A 19,945-nucleotide genomic window follows, 5' to 3' on the forward strand; every position below is an offset into this window, starting at 1 on the left:
ATTGGCACAGATCATGCAGAGCTGAAGTGCCCGCCCGTGGGCAACACGCCAGCTTCCCATGCCCCCAGTTACATCACCCGAACGCCACACCCTTTTTGACGATGCGCAGGGCATCTTCACGGGCACGCTGTTTGTGTCGCTGGCGATGGTGATCTTCAACCAGGCGGGCCTGTTGACGGGCGGTACGGCCGGCGTGGCCTTTGTGCTGCACTACGCCACGGGCGTGAGCTTCGGCAAGCTGTTCTTTCTGGTCAACCTGCCCTTTTACTGGTTCTCCTGGACCCGCATGGGCCGCGAGTTCACCATCAAGACCTTCCTGTCCATTGCACTGCTGTCGCTGCTGGCAGACTGGTCGCCCCGGGTGCTCGACATCGCGGACATCCACCCGCTGTACGCCGCGCTGGTGGGCGGCCTGCTGCTGGGGACCGGTTGCCTCTTCCTGGCCCGGCACCGGGCCAGCCTGGGCGGCGCCACCATCGTGACGCTCTATCTTCAGGAAAAGCACGGCTGGCGCGCCGGCAAGATACAGATGGCCATTGATTCGGCCGTGGTGTTGATGGCGCTGGCAGTCGTGCCCCCTGAGCGCGTGGCATATTCAGTCATGGCGGCCGTGCTGATGAGCCTGTTCCTCTGGGTCAACCACAAACCCGGGCGCTATATGGTGACCTGAACGGCACCAGGTGGACTGCCGGCCGGGCTTAGTCGCCGCCGCCCACCTTGCCCCGTGAAGACTTGATTTCCGAGCGCTGGCTTTTGCCCGCCAGGCGGCGCTGCTTCGAGCCGTAGGTAGGTTTGGTGGCGCGCCGCGCCCGGGGCGGTGTGGAGACGCCGTCAACGATCTCCTGCAGGCGTGCCATGGCGTCGCTGCGGTTCATCTCCTGGGTACGGTGCTGCTGGGCCTTGAGCACCAGAACGCCCTCCTGCGTGATGCGTCCGTCGCTCGTCGCCAGCAGCCGTTCCTTGACGGCGTCGGGCAGCGACGAAGCCGCAATGTCAAAGCGCAGGTGAATCGCACTGGAGACCTTGTTGACGTTTTGCCCGCCGGCGCCCTGCGCGCGGATGGCGTTGAACTCTACCTCGCGTTCGTCAACGGGGAATTTCGGTGGCGCAGCCATGGTCAGCGCCGCAACCGGGTCAGACTGCCAACTCGGCCAGGCCCGCGATGGCGAGGGCGTAGCCCTTGACGCCGAACCCGGCCATCACGGCCCTGGCAGCTGGCGAAATATAAGAGTGATGGCGGAAAGCCTCGCGTGCATGCACATTGCTGATGTGCAGCTCGATCACCGTGACGCCCGCGCCCTTGATGGCATCGTGCAGGGCCACGCTGGTGTGGGTATAAGCGCCAGCATTCAGCACGATGCCTGCCAGCGTGCCAGCAGCCTGGGCGCGCCCGGCTTCATGGATGGCGTCAATCATCACGCCTTCGTGGTTGCTCTGGCGAAAGTCGAGCTTGAAACCGTGGGTTGCGCAGGCCTTGGTGCACAGCGCCTCTACATCGGCCAGGGTTTGCGAACCGTACACGGCCGGCTCACGCGTTCCCAGCAAGTTGAGGTTGGGGCCATTCAGGACAAGGACTGTTTTCATGAAGCGGGGCTTTCCAGATGTTCGGGTGGGTGGGGCTTGGCTATTAGCCTGGGCCCGATTATCGACGCTGCCGCCGCCAGCCCATCACCGAAGCACCCTGTCCCCCCGCTCCCGCACCTGCCCGATCAGTCCGCTGGCAGCGCCCTAGCGCAGGCTTTCGAAAAAGCGTTCCAGCAAGTCGGCAAATGCATCTGGTTGCTCCACCGCGCTCAAATGAGCCGCTGGCAAGGTGCGCAATTGCGCACCCTTGATGCTGGCGCAAATGGCTTCCGACATGGCCACGGGCGTTGCTTCGTCGCGCGTGCCGGCAATCACCAGGGCCGGGCACTGGATCGCACCGTTGCTGGCTCGGAAGTCGATGCGGGAAACCGCTTCGCAGCTGGCGGCATAAGCGGCGGCATCGGTGGTTTCAAGCACCTTGCGTAGCGCGGCTACCTTGCGCGCACCGCCACCCGCCTCGTCCGCCCTGGATTCCGGGGTAAACCAGCGCTGCATCGCACCGTCTGATATCGCCGCCACGCCCTGGGCCTGTACGGTGTGAACGCGCGCCTGCCACATGGCGCGCGCCGCGTCGTCGTAAAACAGGGCGGCGTTGGCAATGACGATGCTTTTGAGCAGCTGCGGATGCCGCGCCGCCAGCGCCTGCGCCGTCATGCCGCCCATGCTGAGCCCGACAAAATGCACTGGGGCGCCACCCTGCTCCTTGATCAGGCCCGCCACATCATCGGCCAACAGGTCGAGTGTGTAAGGGCCGGGCACCGCTTCCGATTGGCCATGGCCGCGGTGGTCATGGCGCAGCACGGTGTAGCGGTTCTTCAGGACGGCCGTCACGCCGTCCCACATCGTGAGGTCACAGCCCAATGCATGGCTGAGCACCACAACAGGCCCCTGGCCTTCACTGATGCAATGCAGGTGAGGTTTTTTCATACTTCTATTAATGATGATGAGTTGCTTGGAAGCCCGCAAATACACGCCCTGTCAGTCAGCGAGCAGGCCTTTTTCGCGAAGGATCTCGCCCGCCACAGAGAACGCATGGTTGGCGGCGGGAACACCACAGTAAATGGCGGCCTGCAGAATTACTTCCTTGATATCGTCCGGCGTGAGCCGCGACTCCGGCGGGCCGTCGAGCGCGGCCCGGACATGCATGGCAAATTCTTCATACGCCTTGAGCGCAATCATGGTCGACAGGACCATCAGACGTCGCGTCTTGTCCCCCAACGCCGGCCGGCCCCAGACCTCATTCCACGCATAGCGCGTGATCAAGTCCTGGAACTCGCCGTTGAAGGCATTGCTTTTGGCGATGGAACGGTCCACCCAGGCATCACCGAGCACGCGCCGGCGGTTGATCATTCCCTTGTCATGGTCGTTCATGGTTTTACCTTTTTGCGGTCTTGGTGCGATGGCTGTCAGTGTGCGTTTGCCCCACCAGTGCTTCAACAGCGTCGGCCTGCGCATGCGCGAGTGTTGACGCGTGCCGCGCCAGCGCCGGGTTAAACCATTCGTCGGCGGCATCGGCGGGCAGCACGGAACGCAACGCATCCAGGTTGGCGCTCATGCGCTGGGTGTCCACCTGCAGGCCAGGCAGGGCCTGGGCCATGGCGCGAACGGATCCGTGCGCCGACATCAGCAGCCCCGGCCATTCGGCCAATTCGGCCTGCCAGTTCCCCAGGGCGCGCTCATGCTCCTGCGCCATGGCGGCCAACAGGGCGGCCACGCGCTGCGGCGCGCGCTGCGCTGCAGCCAGTGCCACCATGCAGGCGACCGGATTGCGCTTGTGCGGCATGGCGGATGAACCGCCGCGCCCCGGCTCGGTCGGCTCTGCCAGTTCGCCCACTTCGTACTGCCCCATCAAGGAGATGTCTTTGGCGATCTTCCCAAGGCTGCCCACCAGCAGGCCCAGTTCGCAACCCAGCGCCACCCACTCATCGCGCTGGGTGTGCCACGCAAATGCAGAAGGTTTGAGCTTCAGGTCGGCCGCCATATGCGCCATGATTTGTGGGCCCTTGCCGTTCATCTGCGCCAGTGTTCCCACGGCCCCGCCCAGCTGCACGGCCAGCGCATTGTGGCCAGCCACTTGCAGGCGCTGCAGGCTGCGCGCCAGCGGCGCAGCCCAACCCGAGCACTTGAAACCAAAGCTGGTGACGGATGCCGGCTGCATCAGCGTGCGAGCCAGCACGGGGTCGGCGGCATGGCGGCGGGCCAGCACCAGCAACGCCGCCACTGCCTTGCGGATGTCGGCCTCAATCAGGTCCAACGCATTGCGGGTCACCAGCGCCAGCGCGGTGTCGATCACGTCCTGGGAGGTCGAGCCGAAATGGACAAAACCGGCGGCCTCCTTGTTGAAGAGGCCCACGGTTTCCTTCAGGGCCTTGACCAGCGGAATGGCAATGCTGCCCGCGCGCCCGCTTTCGCGAACGATCTTGGCCACATCAAACAATTCGATCTTGCAGGTGCCGATGATGGATTGCGCGGCGGCCTCGGGGATCAGGCCGGCGCTGGCCTGCGCTCTCGCCAGCGAAGCCTCAAAGCGCAACATGGCATCCAGAAAGTTACGCTCGCTGAAGGCCTCCAGAATTTCCGGCGTGGACAAAAAACCTTCAAAAATACTGCTCATGCCGTGCACTCTCAAAAAACAATGACTGATGGTTTTCCACCGGGTCGCCCCAAGGAAAACCGCGCCTCATACACAAAGGAAAGGGGCAGCGCGCCGCAGGCACGAAGTGACGAACGCGGGGGTTTCATTTTTTCAGGCGGATCTGGTTAGGCAGCGGCACGGAACGGCGCAGCACATCCTCCCCCAGCCACAGGGCCGAGCGCCATGCGCGCTGGGCCACCGTCGGCAAAGGCATTTGCTGGTAGTCGTCGTTGAACACTTCAAAGCTGTAATCGCCGCGGTAGCCCAGGCCATGCAGCTTGGTGACCAGCGTGGCCAGCGCTTCGCTGTGCACGCCCTCGCCTGGAAACACGCGGAAATGCCGGGCGGTGGCAATGCGCTCTTCGACCGACTTGATTTCCGTCCACATGAAGTCAGCCAGCTGCACCAGAAAAATTTTGTCCGGATCCAGTATGTCGAGCTCGTCCAGCGAGGTCTTGGTCGCAAACATGTGAAAAGAGTCAAAGCCCAAACCCAGGTTGGGCATGTCGGCTTCACAAATAATGTCCCAGGCCTGCGGGAACTCATTGACGGTGCGGCCCCACGACAAGGCTTCGTAGGCGATCTTGATATTCATCGGAATCGCCAGCATGGCCAGCTTGCGCAAGTCCCTGACCAGCGCCTGGGTTTCACCCGTGGCGTGCACCGAGGTTGACGAACAGATCAACAGCAGGCGGCAGCCCAGCGCATGGCACATTTCCAGCATCGATTTGGCGATGTCCATCTTGTAGTCGTGCAGGTGCCCGGACAGCCCCTCAAAATCACGCAACACCTGGAACCCGGTGACGCGCAAACCGCTTGCACGCACCGCAGCGACGGCGGCTTCCATGCCGTCTGGATGGCCTACCAGGTCTTTGGCAGCGAGCATGATCTGCGTAAAGCCAGCCTCGCGCACGGCTTTGAGCTTGGCCTCCAGCGGACCTGCCAGCGAGATGGTGTCCATCCCGAAATCGTCGATGTTGCCGCTGTAGTGGCTCATGCCTGGCGCCTGTTTAGCGTACGTCATGGACCAGCTCAAAACTCACGCTGCCCATCCAGCTCTTGGTCAGCGCGCCGCGGTCCTCGGTATGGACCCCGGGTGACTCGAGGAATTCCACGCCGCGCTTGCGCAACTCGCCGACAGTGGCCAGCACGTCTGCGCTGCCCAGGCCAATGCGCTGCAGGCTCTCGTCCCCTTCCACGTCGAGCACGCTGGCTTCAGGCTCGATCAGCTGAAGGTAAAAGCGCGACGAAGGCGGGCAAGGACTGCGAAGGATGCGTCCCTTGGGCAGGATGCCGAAGCGCTGTTCGTCGGGCAGGTCGGTAAAGCCAAACAGCTCGCGGTAAAACTCGGCCCAGTCTTCAGTACGGTCATTGCCGATGTATTGCACGACGCCAAAGAAGTGCAGCCCCGCAACCGCTGGCGGATGCTGCTCCACCGTGGGAATCGGCACAAAGTCCACGTCATAGATCGAAAACTTGTCGTAACGATCCACAAAATAAATGCGGCTTTTTCCCACGCCATGGATGGCCGGAATGTTCAGCTCCATCACCTCGACGCGTGACGGCACGGCCCAGGCGCCCCGCTCCAGCGCACGGTGGTAAGCGTCTGCCGCGTCCCGCACGCGCAAGGCCACAGCGGCAATCACCGGCTTGTCGGTCGGCGCGGTGCCATCCGGCATGGCGGGAATGTGGGCATTGACAATCACGTTCATGCTGCCCTGCCGGTACAGCAATACCTCGCGCGAGCGGTGGCGGGCAACCGGACGGAAACCCATCGTTTCCAGCACCTGCCCCAACGCCTGCGGCTTGGCAGTGGTGTATTCAATGAACTCAATGCCGTCCAGCCCCAGGGGGTTGGCAACTTCGGGGATGGCCTCCCGGTCTGCGGTTGGTGCCTGTGCAAAGGTGCTCATGGTGATGTCTCCGGTGAGAGGTTGCAGCAGATTCAGGAAGTTGCCATGGCGGGCGCCAAGGTTGCGCCCGGCACATGGCCGCCGCCGAGGAAGAGGCGTTCGATGTTGGGGTCCGCCAGCAGCTCCGCCGCCGGCTTGTGCAGCACCAGTTGGCCCGACTCAAGCGCGATGGCGTCATCGGAAATTTTCAGCGCGCTTTTGACGTTTTGCTCAACCATCAACACTGTCGTGCCCTGCGCCGCCAGTTTCTGCAACAGCTTGAACACGTCCTGCACCACCATGGGCGACAACCCGATCGAGGGTTCATCAATCAGGATGACCTTGGGGCGCAGCAGCAAGGCCCGGCCGATTTCAAGTTGCTTCTGCTCACCACCCGAAAGCGCTGAGGCCTGGGAATGCAGGCGTTCCTTGACGCGCGGGAAAAACTCCAGCACCTCGGGAATACGCTCGTGTGTGGTTTTCGTACCCAGCGTGATGCCGCCCAGCTCCAGGTTCTGCCACACAGTAAGCTGGCCAAACAGGTTGCGCCCCTGGGGCACAAACACAATTCCTTTGGCCAGCAATTCTTTCTGGCTGGCGCCCGAAATGTCCTCACCATTCAACAGGATGCGGCCCTGCCGCGGCTTGAGCAAGCCAAACAGCGCTTTCAAAACCGTGGACTTGCCCGCACCATTGGGGCCCAGCAGCAGCGTGATGGAACCAGTCCTGACCTTGAACGACAGGTTGTTCAGGATCATGAAGTCCTTGTAACCTGCCACCACATCGTCAAATTCAATACAGATCTCACTTGTCATATCAATCTCCATGAAGCCTCAGTTGACCTCTTTCCAAGCAACGGCGCGGAACCGGCTCCGCCGGGCCGCAGCGGTTGTCCCCCTTAAGGGGGATTCCGGCTACACGCAGTGAGCCGAGACAGGGGGTTAGTTCCCTAAATAGGCGTCCAATACCTCTTTATTGGCCCGGATCTCCGCCGGCGTACCAATGGCCAGCACCTTGCCTTCGACCATCACCATGATGCGGTGGCACAGGCCCATCACAAAATCCATGTTGTGCTCGATCACCACAAACGAAGCCTTGCGGCCAAATTTGGGGTTCTGGTTCAGATCCCGGAGCAGCGACGAGATGCCGCCCACCAGGCTGGGATTGACGCCCGCGCACGGCTCGTCGAGCAGCACCAGGTCCGGTTCGGCCATAAAAGCCATGGCGATGTCCACCAGCTTTTGCTGGCCATAGCTCAAGGTACCGGCGAGCTTGTCAGCCACATGGCGGATGCGGAACTGGTCGATGAGCGCATCCGCCTTGTCGCCCAACCCCGAGTCGCCAGGCGCGAACATGCGGCCGAGCAGGCTGCCCTTGTGCTCCTGGGCCGCCACGATCAGGTTGTCGCGCACCGTCATCTTTCCGAACACCTGAAGGGTCTGAAAGGTGCGGCCCACGCCACGCCGGCTGAGCTCCAGCGGCGACAGGCCGGTGATGGTTTTACCGTTGAGTTCGATCGTGCCGGCATCGGGGCTGATCTGGCCCAACACGCTGTTGAACATGGTGGTTTTACCCGAGCCATTGGGTCCGATGACACCAAAGATTTCCCCCGGCATGACTTCAAAGGAGACCCCGCCCACAGCCTGAATGGCGCCATAGGCCTTTTTGAGCCCGGCAACTTTTAACAACGCGTTTGTCATGATGCCGCTCCGATCCGGCTGGCTGCAGCCGCACGTGCCTGGGACGCCTCACGCGCTGCGCGCTTGGCCCGTATACGGTCAGGAATGCTGAGCAACCCATCGGGCAGCCACACCATCAACAGCACCACCGCAGCGCCGAACATCGGCAAATACCAGTTGGACACCAGCGGCACATCGCGCAGCCACTCCGGCAGCACCACCCCCACGGCGGCGCCCACGATGGGGCCCAGGAAATAACCCGCACCGCCGACCACCACCATCAGATACATCATGATGGACGCGGCCACCGTAAACGGCCCCGGCTCGATGAACTGCACCAGCGATGCAAACAGCGCACCGGCGATGCCGGCGTAAGCCGCGCCAATGGCAAAACTCAGCAGCGTGTAGTTGCGGATGTCCACCCCCAGGCTCTCGGCCCGTATCGGGTTGTCGCGCAAGGCCGTGAAAGCCTTGCCCCAGGGTGAGCGCAGCAACCCCCACAGCAGGCCCGAAAGGATGACCGTCACGGCCAGTACAAAGTAGTAGTAAGGCAGGTTGCCTTCGAGCGAATACCCGAAGAGGGACGGCCGTGCAATGTTGTTGATGCCAAAGGTGCCTCCGGTGAGCCACTCTTCATTGCGCATGACCAGCCAGATGGCGGTGTTAAAACCCAGCGTTGCGAATGCCAGGTAAATGGCTTGCACGCGCAGCGCCGGGAAACCCAGGATCAGCCCGACGGCAAAACAGATCAGTGCGGCAGCCGGCAAACCAAGCCAGAAGCTGACACCCGCCTTCATCAGGATGGCGACGGTGTAGGCGCCAATACCGAAGAAGGCCGCGTGGCCCAGCGATTTCTGGCCCGCGTAGCCAATGGTCAGGTTCAGTCCCATGGTGGCAATGATAAAAACCAGCCAGTAGGTCAGCAGGTAGATGCCGTAGCTCTTCAGGAACTGCGGCACCGCCAGTACCAGCAAAGCGGCCAGAACCGTCAATACCAGGGCAAATTTGTTGTTGGCGAGCTTCATACCTTGCGCTCCTCTTTTTTACCCAGCAGGCCTTGTGGCTTGAAGAGAATCACCACCATGAAAATAACCAGCGCCACGGCGTCCTTGTAGGCCGGAGAAATATAGGCAGCGGCCAGGTTCTCGCACACCCCCACAATCAGCCCGCCCAGCAAGGCGCCGCGCGAGTTGTTGAAACCGCCGATGATGGCGGCAAAAAAAGCCTTGGTACCCAGGCCTTCGCCCATGTCGAACTTGGCGAGGTAAGTGGGCGTAACGAGCAGGGCCGCCGCCACCGCCAGCACGGCATTGATGGCGAAGGTGTAGAAAATCATGCGCGGCACATTGATGCCCAGTACCGAAGCGCTTTCGGTGTTTTGTGCCACGGCCTGCATGGCACGGCCCGTGACGGTTTTGGCCAGGAAAGCCTGTGTCGCCATCACGATGATCAGGGCCAGCGCAAAAGTGCCGATGTCCTGAAGCGTTATCGTGACGCCGGCGATGTTGAACAGCTTGTCGGCAAAGAGACTCGGAAAAGGATGGGCTTCGGCGCTGTAGCCGGCGCGCACGCCATTGCGCAGGGCAATGGAAAGCCCGATGGTCGCCACGACGATGGGCATCATGCCGTACTTGAAGAGCGGATCCACCACCCCCCGCTTGAAGACCCAGCCCAGCAGCAACACGGCCAGCAGCACCGCCAGCACAAAGCTCACCAGCATGGGTGCGCCCAGCGAAATGAAGGCCAGCATCATGAAGGCCGGCAGCATGACAAATTCACCCTGCGCAAAGTTGATCGTTCCCGAGGCCTGCCACAGCAAGGTAAAGCCCAGGGCCGCCAGCGCATAAATGCTGCCGGTGGCCAGGCCCGAGAAAAAGAGTTGGAGAAAGTCTGTCATGGGAAGGTCCGATGGAGAAAGTCGGTTGTATTCAGCGGAGTTCTCAATGGGAAGGGCTTGCGCCCTGCCCCATGAGCGGCCGGCCCCGCATGGCCGGCCGAGGTTGCAGTTACTCAGTTACTTCTTCGCGGCTGGCTTGGCCGCAGCAGCAGGTGCCAAAGGAAGGGTCTTGCTCACGTCCCGGGTGGCCAGGCCAAGCGGGGGAACCATGTCAATGACTTCCTGCTTGCCGTTTTTGACTTCCACCATGAAGCTCATGCGGTCGAGGTCGCCCTTGTTGTCGAACTCGGTGTACATCAGCGCGCCGGGATATTTGTCGGTGTTGACCTTCAAGCCCTTCATGGCCGCAGCCACGGCCTTGCGGTCCAGCTTGCCGGCTTTTTCGATGGCGGCCTTGAGCACGTAGACACCGGAGTAGCCCTTCATGCCGTTGTGATCGGAGATGTACTTGTAGTCCTTCTCAAACTTCGCTTTGAAAGCGCGGATGGCGGGCACCGGCGCATCCACCGTCAAGCCCACGTGGGCAATCGCGCCGTTGGCAGCCTCACCGGCCAGCTCAATGACTTTCTGGCCTGTCAGGGTGGTTTCGCCGATGATGGGCTTGTTCCAGCCCTGCTTGCGCAGCTCGCGCAGCAAGCGTGCCGACTCTTCTTCGTTCGAATAGGCGAACACGCCGTCTGCATTGCTTTGCTTGGCACGCAGCACCGCGGCGGAGAAGTCGACCTGGCCCGGTTCGGTGGAGATCTCGCTCAGGATTTTGGTCGGCGAATTGGCGAGGGCTTTTCTGATCGAGTCCATGCCGCCCTTGCCGAAATCGTTGTTCACATAAATGACGGCAATGCTTTTGAGTTTGGCCTGGTCACTGATGTAGCGTGCCACCTTGGGCATGGCAGTGGCTTGCGTGAAACTGGTGCGAAACACGTAAGGGTTGCCCTGCTCGGTGATGCTGGCTGCCTCGCCCCCGGTGAAGTTGGGCACCTCGGCGCGCCGTGATTCGGCCATGCTGACCATGATGGAGCCGGAGAACACCGGACCAAAGATGGCAAACGCGTCGTCATCGATGGCCTTTTGCGTCAGCCCCTTGGCCACGCCCGCATTGCTTTGCGTATCAGCGGTGGTTGTCTGGATTTTCTTCCCCAGGATGCCGCCGTTGGCATTGATTTCCCTGACGGCCAGCTCCACGCCGTTCTTGAAGTTGGTGCCTGCCGTGGCGCCGCCGCCGGACAGCTCGACAATGTTGGCGATCTTGATGACGTCTTGCGCAAAACCAGCGCTGGCACTTACTGCAAGCGCGCAAGCAGCTATCAATTTGAGAGCGAATCGTTTTTTCATGGTTGTCTCCTCTGGGGGGTTAAAAAATCAAGGTGATGCGAGTCGTGCTTCCCCGACTCCTGGGATGGGAACACTGTCAGATGGTGTGGTCTGGAAGGGGCGCCTGATTTCACCGGCCATCGTGGCGGGGTACAAATGCCCACGGATAAAAGTGGCATCGCGGCGAACGGCCTGCGCCGCTGCGGCATGCCCAAAAAAATCCAGGTAGTCCGGCACCTGCTGGATCAGCATCTCAAATCCGGGCTGTGCGGTCAGGCCGCGCTCGCGGGCAGCGCGAACCAGCGGCGTCGGCTGGTTCTTCATGAGGATGTCCATGACGGCCGCATGCGGCGCCATGCGGGAGACATCGCACGGCAGGGGATCATCGGCCCTGAGCCCCAGCGGTGAGGCATTCACCACCACGTCATGGCCCGAAGGGTCACCGCTGCTCACAGCCGCGATGCTTGCGTTTGACAGCGGCATAGCGGCGGTAATCTGGTCGGCCAGCACCTGCGCCTTGCCGGGCGCCGGGTCATACAGCGAAATGGCGGCCGGCGACTGGTTTCCCGCCATCGCGAGTGAAGCGGTAATCGCGGCTGCCGCGCCGCCTGCGCCCAGTATCAACACGCGCTTGCCGGCGTAGGCCACACCGAAATAGTCCAGCGACAGGACAAACCCTTTGCCATCAAACAAGGCACCTTCCAGTTCACCGGCTGCGTTACGGCGAATGCCATTCACCGCACCGGCTACCCGGCCCGCGTCATTGCAATGCGAAAGCAGGCTCATCACTTCTGCCTTGTGCGGGATGGTCAGCAACATGCCTTTGACGTTCCTGGCCAGGAAAGCGGCTTTCACAAAAGCCTGGATGTCCCCGGCGGCCACATGCACCGGGACAAGGACAGCATCAATACCCAGCGTCTTGAAGATCAGGTTGAACACCTCCGGCGCACGCACCTGCCCGACCGGATCGCCGGGGATCAGATACACGTCGGTATTGCCCTGAATGGTGGAAAACATGCTGGATTGCCTAAAACGTTCGATAATCGATTGAAACTGCCAGATTTGGTGTGAACTTTAGTAGCTAGCCTCAGGAATCCCAACAGGTTTATCACCAAATTGATCGATGATCGCTCAATAAAGATCGATGATCGAACGAAACAAGGGTTTGACCTATGCCTGCGTTGAAACCCTCTTGTGAATACTTCAGCAAATGACTGCGGCCAAACTCCCCATTTCACCCTCTACATTGCAGGCCCCCAGCCCTTCCACGCTGGACAAGCGCGACTGGATTGCCGGGCTGGAAAAAGGCCTGTCCGTCATCGAATGTTTTGACGACGCCAACCCACGCCTGACCGCCAGCCAGGCCGGCGCGCGCTGCGGCATGACACGCACGGCCGCCCGCCGCTATTTGCTGACGCTGGAGCACCTGGGGTATGTCGCCGGCGACGGCAAGCTCTTCTGGCTGACGCCGCGGGTGCTTCGCCTGGGCCAGTCCTACCTGGAGTCGGCCCGCCTGCCGCGCATCGTGCAACCCTTTTTGCAGCGCGTGACCGCCGGCACCCAGGAGAGCGCGTACGTGAGCGTGATGGACGGAGACGACATCGTCTATATCGCCCGCAACGGCTCCAGCCGCGCCATGAACACCGGCTACGTGCTGGGCTCACGCGTGCAGGCCCAGGTCACGGCTGCGGGCCTTTTAATGCTGTCGATGCGCGACCCCGCCTGGCTGGAAACCTGGCTGGCCAACCACGAGCTCAAGGCCTACACCTCATACACAATCGCCAGCAAGGACCGCCTGCGGATCGAACTGGCGCGCGTGCGGGCACAAGGATGGGCGATTTCCGAGCAGCAGCTGGAACTCAATTACCGCGGTATTGCCGTACCGCTGCGGGACCGGCACGGGGAAGTGGCCGGGGCGCTCAGCGTGACCATGCCCATGGGGCATGAGTCGAGTGAGGATGCGGGGGGACGGGTTTTGTCGGTGTTGCGGGAGACGGCGCAGGCGATGAGAAACCTGATTTGAGTGCATCTGCCAGGGCGGTTCTTGCTCTGGCGGGTTCTTGCTCTGGCGATGCGCGCTTTGCTGAGGGTGGCTGGCCGGGGGTTGCCCGGCCAGCCGCTCTCAGTAGAGAACGCCCAAGCCGGAGCAAGATCCAGCCTCAAGATTCGCTATCAATTCAATAGCTGCCCGCGCTTATCCCTATTAGTCAAAAGCCATTTTCACTAATGAATCAAACCACCCCAACACTCCCCGTCAACGGTAAAACAATCCCCGTGACATAACTGGAACAAACAGGAGAAGCCAGAAATACATAAGCAGGCGACAACTCCTCAGGTTGCACCGGCCGCCTCATGTCGGTCTTCCTGCCGAAGTCCTTGATGACGAGTGGCCCGCGCCTGGCGCGGTGTAGGAAAGATTCGCGCCTTCGCCCCAGCCATGCCTTGCGGCCGCTGCAGCGTCGGGCCGAATCTTGCACAATCAAGGCAGCCATCTTTTCCATTGCCGCTTTTGTTGCCGCCCGAGCGGCGTTTGATGCAAACCCGACACTTCCTCCAGCTCATCGCGATGTCCGCCCTCTGGGGCGCATCATTTCCCCTGCTGCGTATCGCCAGCCCTGCCCTGGGGCCGTGGGTGGTAGCGGCCACCCGCTGCGTCCTGGCCGCAATCGTGCTGGGTCTGCTGATGAGCAGGCTGCGCGGCCAATGGCCGCCGCGCGAGGCGTGGCCCCGGCTGGCGCTGCTGAGCATGCTGTCGGTGGTGGTTCCCTTTGTGCTGTACAACTGGGCCGCGCTGGTCATCCCGTCGGGCTATTCGGCGGTGCTCAATGCCACGGTGCCGCTCTTCGGCGTGATGGCCGCCGCGCTGGCCGGCGAGGAAAAACTCACCCGCATCCGCCTGCTCGGCTGCGCGGTCGGCTTTGCCGGCGTCGCGCTGCTGGTGCAACTGGGGCCCGTCGCCGTCACGCCCCGGGTCGTGCTGGCGGCGTTGGCCTGCGTCGCCGCGTCGGCCAGCTACGGCTTCGGCGCCATCCTCATGAAACGTGCCACCATGGCCTATTCGCCGCTGCCTTCGTCAGCGGTGGTGCATGTGGCCGCGGCCCTGATCCTGCTCATACCGGGCGGAATCGCCGCACCCTCGGCTGTTCTGACGCCGGGCGCCGTGGCTGCCGTTACGGTGCTGGGCACGTTTACTTCCGGGTTTATGTACTGGATCAGCATGCGGCTGATGCGCGAGATTCCGGCCAGCGCCACCACGTCGGCGGCCTTCATGATTCCGCTGTTCGGCGTGACCTGGGGCGGGCTGTTTCTGGGGGAGCCGGTGACGATCAGCATGTTGCCCGGTTGCATCCTGGTGTTATCGGCCACCGCGCTGATCACGGGTTTTAACCCGTTTCGGGCTGCGCCACCTGAGCCATAAAGCTTAAGGCACGCACCGGCGCGAAGTCGTAAAGAAATCGTGGCGAGCGGCCCGAGCAGCCCGAGGTCGTGTCGAGGACCGGAGCCGTACACCCACCCGTACGGTGAGGACCGCAGATGCGAGATCGGGCCGCGCAGCAGATTTATTTTCGGTTTCGCATGATGTTGGGCGTGGCGACCACCACATCCGCATTCTGCGCACGCTGGCGCAGCGCATGCTCCATTACCACCAGGGCCAGCATGGCCTCGGCAATCGGCGTGGCGCGAATGCCGACACAAGGGTCGTGCCGGCCCTTCGTCACCACCTCGGCGGGGTTGCCTGCGGTGTCGATCGACTGGCGCGGCGTGATGATCGAGCTCGTCGGCTTGATGGCGATGGACACCTCCAGGTCTTGCCCCGTGCTGATGCCACCCAGTACACCGCCGGCGTTGTTCGACTGAAAGCCCTCAGGCGACAGACCGTCGCCGTGCGCGGTGCCGCGCTGCGTGACGCTGGCAAAGCCGGCGCCAATTTCAACGCCCTTGACGGCGTTGATGCCCATCATGGCGAAAGCGATGTCAGCGTCCAGCTTGTCAAAGAGCGGATCGCCCAGGCCCACCGGCACCTTGGATGCTGTGACACGAATGCGCGCGCCGCAGGAGTCGCCCGCCTTGCGCAGCGCGTCCATGTAGTCTTCCAGTTTCGAGACGTCGGCGACCGGCGCGAAGAACGGGTTGCCCGGCACGTGTTCCCACGATTCAAACGGAATCGCGATGTCGCCGATCTGCGTCATGCAGCCGCGAAAGGTGGTGCCGTATTTTTCAGCCAGCCACTTCTTGGCCACCGCGCCGGCTGCCACCATGGGCGCCGTCAGGCGGGCGGAGGCACGGCCACCGCCGCGCGGGTCGCGCCGGCCGTATTTGTGCAGGTAGGTGTAGTCGGCATGGCCTGGGCGGAAGGTTTCCAGGATGTTGCCGTAGTCCTTGCTGCGCTGGTCGGTGTTCCTGATCAGGAGGCAGATGGGGGTGCCCGTGGTCTTGCCCTCGTACACGCCGGAGAGGATCTCGACAGCGTCGGGCTCATTGCGCTGGGTCACATGCCGGCTGGTGCCTGGCCGGCGGCGGTCCAGGTCGCCCTGGATGTCGGCCTCACTCAAGTCCATGCCGGGCGGGCAGCCGTCAATCACGCAGCCAATGGCCGGGCCGTGGGATTCACCGAAGTTGGTGACTGCGAATAGGGTTCCGAAGGTATTTCCGCTCATGGGGGGATTATCCCAGAGGGGGCTGAGGGGGCACGGACAGCCTGATTCAGGCCCGCCGTTGACAAGCCCGGACAAACCCGGCGTGTGCGTAGCGCTGGTTTCTCGTGGTCATGTCAGACCAATGCCGAAGGGGCCGGCCCTTTCGGCAAGAAGGTAACAGCGGAAAAGTCGCTGCGCCAGAACATTGCCGATGTGATTGGAGCTCCCCAGGATTCAACGCAGGCAAGCACATCGCCTCGCTGCAATCGTTTCCGCTTTAATCGCAACTGATACTTTTCCAGGTTTTCGAAGGACAAAGGATCTCCCTTTTGATAGAAGTCCCAACCTGGGTTGTCACTCATTACACGGACAAAGCGCAACAAAGCGCCTTGGGAATAAGCAGAAAATTCATTCACGGCGTCCTTCCGGCAATCATCAGCGGTACTTCGAATTGAAATTACATCAAAGCGAAACGTCGACTGCGCGTAAGCTGGTACGTAACCATCTCCCGCAGACAGGTGAGGCATAAAAACCGTTAGCCCAGGTGCGTTAGCCGGTGACCACAGAATGAGCGGCGGCGCGCCTTTGTCTTCCGTGTACGGCTGTTCTGGCAAGACAAACGAGGTTGGGCTGCCATGAACCCGCATTGGCGGATAGCGATCAAACGCCTGGGCAACCTCGGCCACCGGTGCCTTGATCACAGACAGATTGAAGAATGGTCGATCCAGAACAGACATGATGCGAACGTTTTGTTGCTTGCCGCACTGCGACTACGCGAACTCACCACGGCGCGGTGCAACTTCGCCCTGCAGAAGAACACGTAATGTGAACTTGAGCGGGAAAACCTGAGACTCTTTCATGCGCAGCGCGGCCGCAACCGCCTTGCGTTCCTTTTTTGCCTGCGGGTACTCGGCCGAGGGAACGAAGATGTGGTCGTTTTCATGCAGCAGCACCCCATGCCCAAACTCGAGATCGCCAGCCGTGGTCACGCCAACAAAGCCGGTGAACATCTGGCCCGAGGAAGCAAGGAAATCAGCAGCAACGGACAGGTCGTAAAGGTCCGGGCCCATCATCTTCGCCGGATGAGGACGAACCCAGGTTTCGTCCTGCTCTTCATCCCCTTCCTCGTCGCTTGCGAACTCCCAGATGGGAAAAGCGATGAGGTCTTCCGGCTTGAGTTGGTCAATGGGCTTTCGGGTCTTCAACGATGGACGCATGGACAGTGTCTTCTAAGGTGAAAGTGTCAACAAAACCGGTCAAGCCCGGCCCTCGCTTGAAGAAAGGGTCAGGTCTCCGCTCCCCCTTGAGGAAACGAATGAGCTTGGGCCACATGTCAAACGCCTTTGAGTCGGATGGGTGGAGGTTTAGACGTTCCTGAACTATAGCTTTGCAAAGGCCCCTCTTTGTCGCCCTGGCTGTGCAGCCAGCGGTGTAGCCCACGCCGCACACACTCTGGAACACTTCATGCTTGCTGCACCGCACCAATCCCGAGTTGGATGTCTTGATTGAACAGGAGCACCCCATGCTGGACCGCACCGCGACCAAGTTTTCCCATGTCAAGCCTGGCGACACGCAGTTTGTCTCCGGTGGTTTGCGCGACTTTTTCCTGTACCGTGACCTCGGCATTGCCGACGCGACCAACGGCAAAGTCATCGCGCACCTTGTGAAGGCCAATATGGCACCAGAAACAGGCACGGGATGGCACCGTCATGAGGCAGATTTCCAGATCGTCATCATGACCAAGGGCTGGGCCCGCTTTATGTACGAAGACAAGGAAACCCTGGTCGAGGCCGGTGACGTGGTGCACCAGCGACCAGGCATCAAGCATTTCCTGTTCGACTACTCACCCGACATGGAATACCTGGAAATCGTCGGGCCAGCGGACTTCAAATCCATAGACGTAGACCCGGTCTGCGAAATTCCGCCACCTACCCCCTGGAAATAGCGCCCCCACGGTCGCTCACTTCGTGTAGCTCCCTGCCCCCCGAGGGGGCCGCCCGCCTGCGGTCTGGCAAAGCCAGTCCCGCGGCTCATGCTGGCTTGAAGATTTCAGGGCGTATGTAGCGGGGGTATTTCACCAGTGGGGGCCGCGGGTCCGGCTTCGCCGGCCCCMGGCGCCGCCCCCTGCAAGGGGGGAACAGGCTACACGCAGTGAGCCTGGACGGGGGTGTTCAAAATTCTGCATCCAACTCATCAATGTCATCCGGCTCCTTCCGAGCCTCAGCCACCCACTCCTTCATAGCCGGCAACTCCATCACCCGCTTGCAATACGCCGTGCAAGCCTTGTCCAGCGGCACGTCGTAAGTGAGAAACCGGGTAACCACCGGCGCATACATGGCATCGGCCACCGACAGCTGCTTGCCGAACAGATAGGGGCCGCCATAGGTGGCCAGGCATTCCTTCCAGATTTCCAGCACGCGGTCGATGTCGGCCTGCGCGCGGGACCAGACCTTGAAGCCCGAAAAATGGGCCTTGATGTTCATCGGCAGCGCAGCGCGCATGGAGGCAAAGCCTGAATGCATCTCACCGCACACCGCACGGCAATGCGCCCGCACCTTGATGTCCGCGGGCAGCAACTGGGCTTTAGGCTTGATTTCATTGAGGTATTCGGCAATCGCCAGGGTGTCCCACACCTTGACGTTGCCGTGCTGCAGCGACGGCACCAGCATGCTGGACGAAAGCAGCAGCATTTCGGCTTTCATCGCCGGGTCATCCGGTGAAATCACTTTTTCGGTGAATTCCAGCCCCGCGAACTTCGCCAGCAGCCAGCCGCGCAGAGCCCACGCTCCGTAGTTCTTGCTGCTGATCGTCAGGATGGCTTTGGCCATGCACATGCTCCTTGAACCGGAAAGGCCCTGCTGGCTAGCAGGATGGGTGCATGAACTCCCGCAAGGCTTATGCCAGCCTGCATTTTTCGGCTCCGACTGGCCCGTAACTTGCCTGCATGGACTGGCAGAGACAAAGAGACAACGAATTCCGATTCATGTCAGGACAACCATGCTTTACCAGGCCTACCAAACCCAGTCCGACCTGCTGTCGCCGTTTCGCCTGTTCGCCCAAGGCGGTAGCGCGGCATTCTGGCTGGGTAAAACCGAAGGCAGCCTGCTCCGCAAGATTTCGGCGTCCATGGAGGTGTTTTCACGCCTGCGGCTGACGCATACCCGGCCGGCCTACGGCATCAGCTCGGTGAAGGTGGGCGAGCGCGAACTTGCCGTGACGGAAGAAACCGTTCTGTCCATGCCCTTTGGCACCCTGCTGCGCTTTCGCAAGGAAACACCCGCAGGCCTGCCCTTCCAGCCGCCGGTGCTGCTGGTAGCGCCGCTGTCGGGTCACTTTGCCACGCTGCTGCGCGAAACCGTGCGCACCCTGCTGCAAGACCACGACGTGTACATCACCGACTGGCACAACGCGCGCGATGTGTCCCTAAGGCACGGCCCGTTTGCGCTGGACGACTACATCGACCACATGATCCGCTTCACCCAGGCTATTGGCCCCGGCACCCATGTGGTGGCGGTGTGCCAGCCCTGCGTGGCGGCACTGGCGGCTACCGCCATCATGGCTGAAGACGACGACCCGGCCCAGCCACGCAGCCTGACCCTGATGGCCGGCCCGGTGGACTGCCGCGTGAACCCGACAGGCGTCAACACACTGGCCACCAGCCAGCCGATTGAGTGGTTCGAGAAAAACCTGATCAGCCATGTGCCGCTTCCGCACGCCGGCTACATGCGCCGCGTGTATCCCGGTTTTGTGCAGCTCAGCGCTTTTCTGAGCATGAACCTGGACCGGCACAAAAAATCCTTCCAGGACATGTACCAGCACCTCGTGGACGGTGATGTGGAAAAGGCCAATATCATCCGCGTGTTTTACGACGAGTACCTGGCCGTGAACGATTTACCAGCCGAGTTCTATCTCGAAACGGTCGAAAAAGTCTTCCAGACCTACGATCTGCCGCTGGGCAAGCTCAGCTATCGCGGCCGTCTCGTCAAACCTGCTGCCATTCGCCGCACGGCACTCATGACGGTTGAAGGGGAACGCGACGACATCTGCGCCGTAGGGCAAACGGTAGCGGCGCAGGATCTGTGCACCGGCATCCGGCCCTACATGAAAACCCACCATGTGCAGACCGGCGTGGGGCACTATGGGGTGTTCAGCGGACGCAAGTGGAATCAGCAAATCTACCCGCGGGTCCGGGAGATGATTCACTCGAGCATGGGCTGAAATTCATACAAAATCGGCCTCCAGTCCAATGGAATCGGGCGCAAGCAGCTCCTGAATTAATAGCACCACGTCGAATCGTGTGCGAGCGCTTG

Annotated in this window: 22 protein-coding genes and 1 pseudogene; 5 read left to right on the forward strand and 18 right to left on the reverse strand. The window is 61.5% G+C overall.

Features of this window, described 5'->3' with window-relative positions; all coding sequences use genetic code 11:
- The first annotated feature begins 58 nt into the window (after positions 1-58).
- A complete protein-coding gene (locus tag AC1DZE_RS00070; RefSeq protein ID WP_477671938.1) occupies positions 59-670 on the forward strand; it encodes a DUF6198 family protein in 612 nt (203 codons plus the stop codon).
- Between the two features lie 28 nt (positions 671-698).
- Here AC1DZE_RS00070 and arfB read toward each other — a convergent pair whose 3' ends face one another.
- From arfB to AC1DZE_RS00135, 13 genes are all read right to left on the reverse strand, one after another.
- Positions 699-1,115, reverse strand: coding sequence for an alternative ribosome rescue aminoacyl-tRNA hydrolase ArfB (gene arfB / locus AC1DZE_RS00075; RefSeq protein WP_477667892.1), 417 nt, complete (start codon positions 1,113-1,115; stop codon positions 699-701).
- 19 nt (positions 1,116-1,134) lie between these two features.
- Positions 1,135-1,584, reverse strand: coding sequence for a type II 3-dehydroquinate dehydratase (aroQ, locus tag AC1DZE_RS00080; RefSeq protein WP_477667893.1), 450 nt, complete (start codon positions 1,582-1,584; stop codon positions 1,135-1,137).
- Between the two features lie 144 nt (positions 1,585-1,728).
- The gene (locus tag AC1DZE_RS00085) at positions 1,729-2,511 is read right to left on the reverse strand and encodes an alpha/beta fold hydrolase (protein ID WP_477667894.1); all 783 of its coding nucleotides are present in this window, start codon (positions 2,509-2,511) and stop codon (positions 1,729-1,731) included.
- A gap of 51 nt (positions 2,512-2,562) precedes the next feature.
- Positions 2,563-2,955 (reverse strand): carboxymuconolactone decarboxylase family protein, encoded by a 393-nt coding sequence (locus AC1DZE_RS00090; RefSeq protein ID WP_477671937.1) that lies wholly within the window; start codon positions 2,953-2,955, stop codon positions 2,563-2,565.
- A gap of 4 nt (positions 2,956-2,959) precedes the next feature.
- Positions 2,960-4,198 (reverse strand): 3-carboxy-cis,cis-muconate cycloisomerase, encoded by a 1,239-nt coding sequence (pcaB, locus tag AC1DZE_RS00095; protein ID WP_477667896.1) that lies wholly within the window; start codon positions 4,196-4,198, stop codon positions 2,960-2,962.
- Between the two features lie 124 nt (positions 4,199-4,322).
- Entirely contained in the window at positions 4,323-5,216 is an 894-nt protein-coding gene (locus AC1DZE_RS00100; protein ID WP_477646438.1) for a sugar phosphate isomerase/epimerase family protein, read from the reverse strand.
- Between the two features lie 13 nt (positions 5,217-5,229).
- Positions 5,230-6,132 (reverse strand): VOC family protein, encoded by a 903-nt coding sequence (locus tag AC1DZE_RS00105; protein ID WP_477667897.1) that lies wholly within the window; start codon positions 6,130-6,132, stop codon positions 5,230-5,232.
- A gap of 32 nt (positions 6,133-6,164) precedes the next feature.
- Positions 6,165-6,926, reverse strand: coding sequence for an ABC transporter ATP-binding protein (locus AC1DZE_RS00110; protein WP_477671936.1), 762 nt, complete (start codon positions 6,924-6,926; stop codon positions 6,165-6,167).
- Positions 6,927-7,052: 126 nt separating this feature from the next.
- Positions 7,053-7,811 (reverse strand): ABC transporter ATP-binding protein, encoded by a 759-nt coding sequence (locus AC1DZE_RS00115; RefSeq protein ID WP_457280113.1) that lies wholly within the window; start codon positions 7,809-7,811, stop codon positions 7,053-7,055.
- Entirely contained in the window at positions 7,808-8,815 is a 1,008-nt protein-coding gene (locus AC1DZE_RS00120; RefSeq protein ID WP_457280112.1) for a branched-chain amino acid ABC transporter permease, read from the reverse strand. Before AC1DZE_RS00120 ends, AC1DZE_RS00115 begins: the two co-directional genes overlap by 4 nt.
- The gene (locus AC1DZE_RS00125) at positions 8,812-9,687 is read right to left on the reverse strand and encodes a branched-chain amino acid ABC transporter permease (protein ID WP_457280111.1); all 876 of its coding nucleotides are present in this window, start codon (positions 9,685-9,687) and stop codon (positions 8,812-8,814) included. Before AC1DZE_RS00125 ends, AC1DZE_RS00120 begins: the two co-directional genes overlap by 4 nt.
- 117 nt (positions 9,688-9,804) lie before the next feature.
- Complete coding sequence (locus AC1DZE_RS00130) at positions 9,805-11,019, reverse strand: ABC transporter substrate-binding protein (protein ID WP_477667899.1); 1,215 nt, start codon at positions 11,017-11,019, stop codon at positions 9,805-9,807.
- 27 nt (positions 11,020-11,046) lie between these two features.
- Entirely contained in the window at positions 11,047-12,015 is a 969-nt protein-coding gene (locus AC1DZE_RS00135) for a shikimate dehydrogenase family protein (RefSeq protein ID WP_477667900.1), read from the reverse strand.
- Positions 12,016-12,208: 193 nt separating this feature from the next.
- On the opposite strand from AC1DZE_RS00135, the gene AC1DZE_RS00140 reads away from it, so the two are divergent.
- A complete protein-coding gene (locus AC1DZE_RS00140) occupies positions 12,209-13,021 on the forward strand; it encodes an IclR family transcriptional regulator domain-containing protein (RefSeq protein ID WP_477667901.1) in 813 nt (270 codons plus the stop codon).
- Between the two features lie 208 nt (positions 13,022-13,229).
- On the opposite strand, the pseudogene AC1DZE_RS00145 reads toward AC1DZE_RS00140, so the two are convergent.
- Positions 13,230-13,388 (reverse strand): annotated as a pseudogene (locus AC1DZE_RS00145) (short-chain dehydrogenase); the annotation flags it as partial.
- A 143-nt stretch (positions 13,389-13,531) separates the two neighbouring features.
- Between AC1DZE_RS00145 and AC1DZE_RS00150 the strand changes: the two are divergent.
- Positions 13,532-14,416: a DMT family transporter gene (locus AC1DZE_RS00150; protein WP_477667902.1), complete on the forward strand. Its 885-nt coding sequence runs from the start codon at positions 13,532-13,534 to the stop codon at positions 14,414-14,416.
- Positions 14,417-14,558: 142 nt separating this feature from the next.
- Here the strand turns inward: AC1DZE_RS00150 and aroC are convergent, their stop codons facing one another.
- The 3 genes from aroC to AC1DZE_RS00165 form a co-directional block, all read right to left on the reverse strand.
- The gene (aroC, locus tag AC1DZE_RS00155) at positions 14,559-15,656 is read right to left on the reverse strand and encodes a chorismate synthase (RefSeq protein ID WP_477667903.1); all 1,098 of its coding nucleotides are present in this window, start codon (positions 15,654-15,656) and stop codon (positions 14,559-14,561) included.
- Between the two features lie 113 nt (positions 15,657-15,769).
- Positions 15,770-16,372 (reverse strand): hypothetical protein, encoded by a 603-nt coding sequence (locus AC1DZE_RS00160; protein ID WP_477667904.1) that lies wholly within the window; start codon positions 16,370-16,372, stop codon positions 15,770-15,772.
- Positions 16,373-16,405: 33 nt separating this feature from the next.
- On the reverse strand, positions 16,406-16,852 hold the full coding sequence (locus AC1DZE_RS00165; protein WP_477667905.1) for a hypothetical protein: 447 nt from the start codon (positions 16,850-16,852) through the stop codon (positions 16,406-16,408).
- A gap of 305 nt (positions 16,853-17,157) precedes the next feature.
- Here AC1DZE_RS00165 and AC1DZE_RS00170 point away from each other — a divergent pair, with 305 nt between their 5' ends.
- On the forward strand, positions 17,158-17,580 hold the full coding sequence (locus tag AC1DZE_RS00170; RefSeq protein WP_092130677.1) for a cupin domain-containing protein: 423 nt from the start codon (positions 17,158-17,160) through the stop codon (positions 17,578-17,580).
- A 226-nt stretch (positions 17,581-17,806) separates the two neighbouring features.
- Here AC1DZE_RS00170 and AC1DZE_RS00175 read toward each other — a convergent pair whose 3' ends face one another.
- A complete protein-coding gene (locus tag AC1DZE_RS00175; protein ID WP_477667906.1) occupies positions 17,807-18,463 on the reverse strand; it encodes a glutathione S-transferase in 657 nt (218 codons plus the stop codon).
- 169 nt (positions 18,464-18,632) lie between these two features.
- Here AC1DZE_RS00175 and AC1DZE_RS00180 point away from each other — a divergent pair, with 169 nt between their 5' ends.
- On the forward strand, positions 18,633-19,853 hold the full coding sequence (locus AC1DZE_RS00180) for a polyhydroxyalkanoate depolymerase (RefSeq protein ID WP_477667907.1): 1,221 nt from the start codon (positions 18,633-18,635) through the stop codon (positions 19,851-19,853).
- Positions 19,854-19,945 lie beyond the last annotated feature (92 nt).

This window comes from Polaromonas sp. P1_F1 (assembly GCF_056405795.1).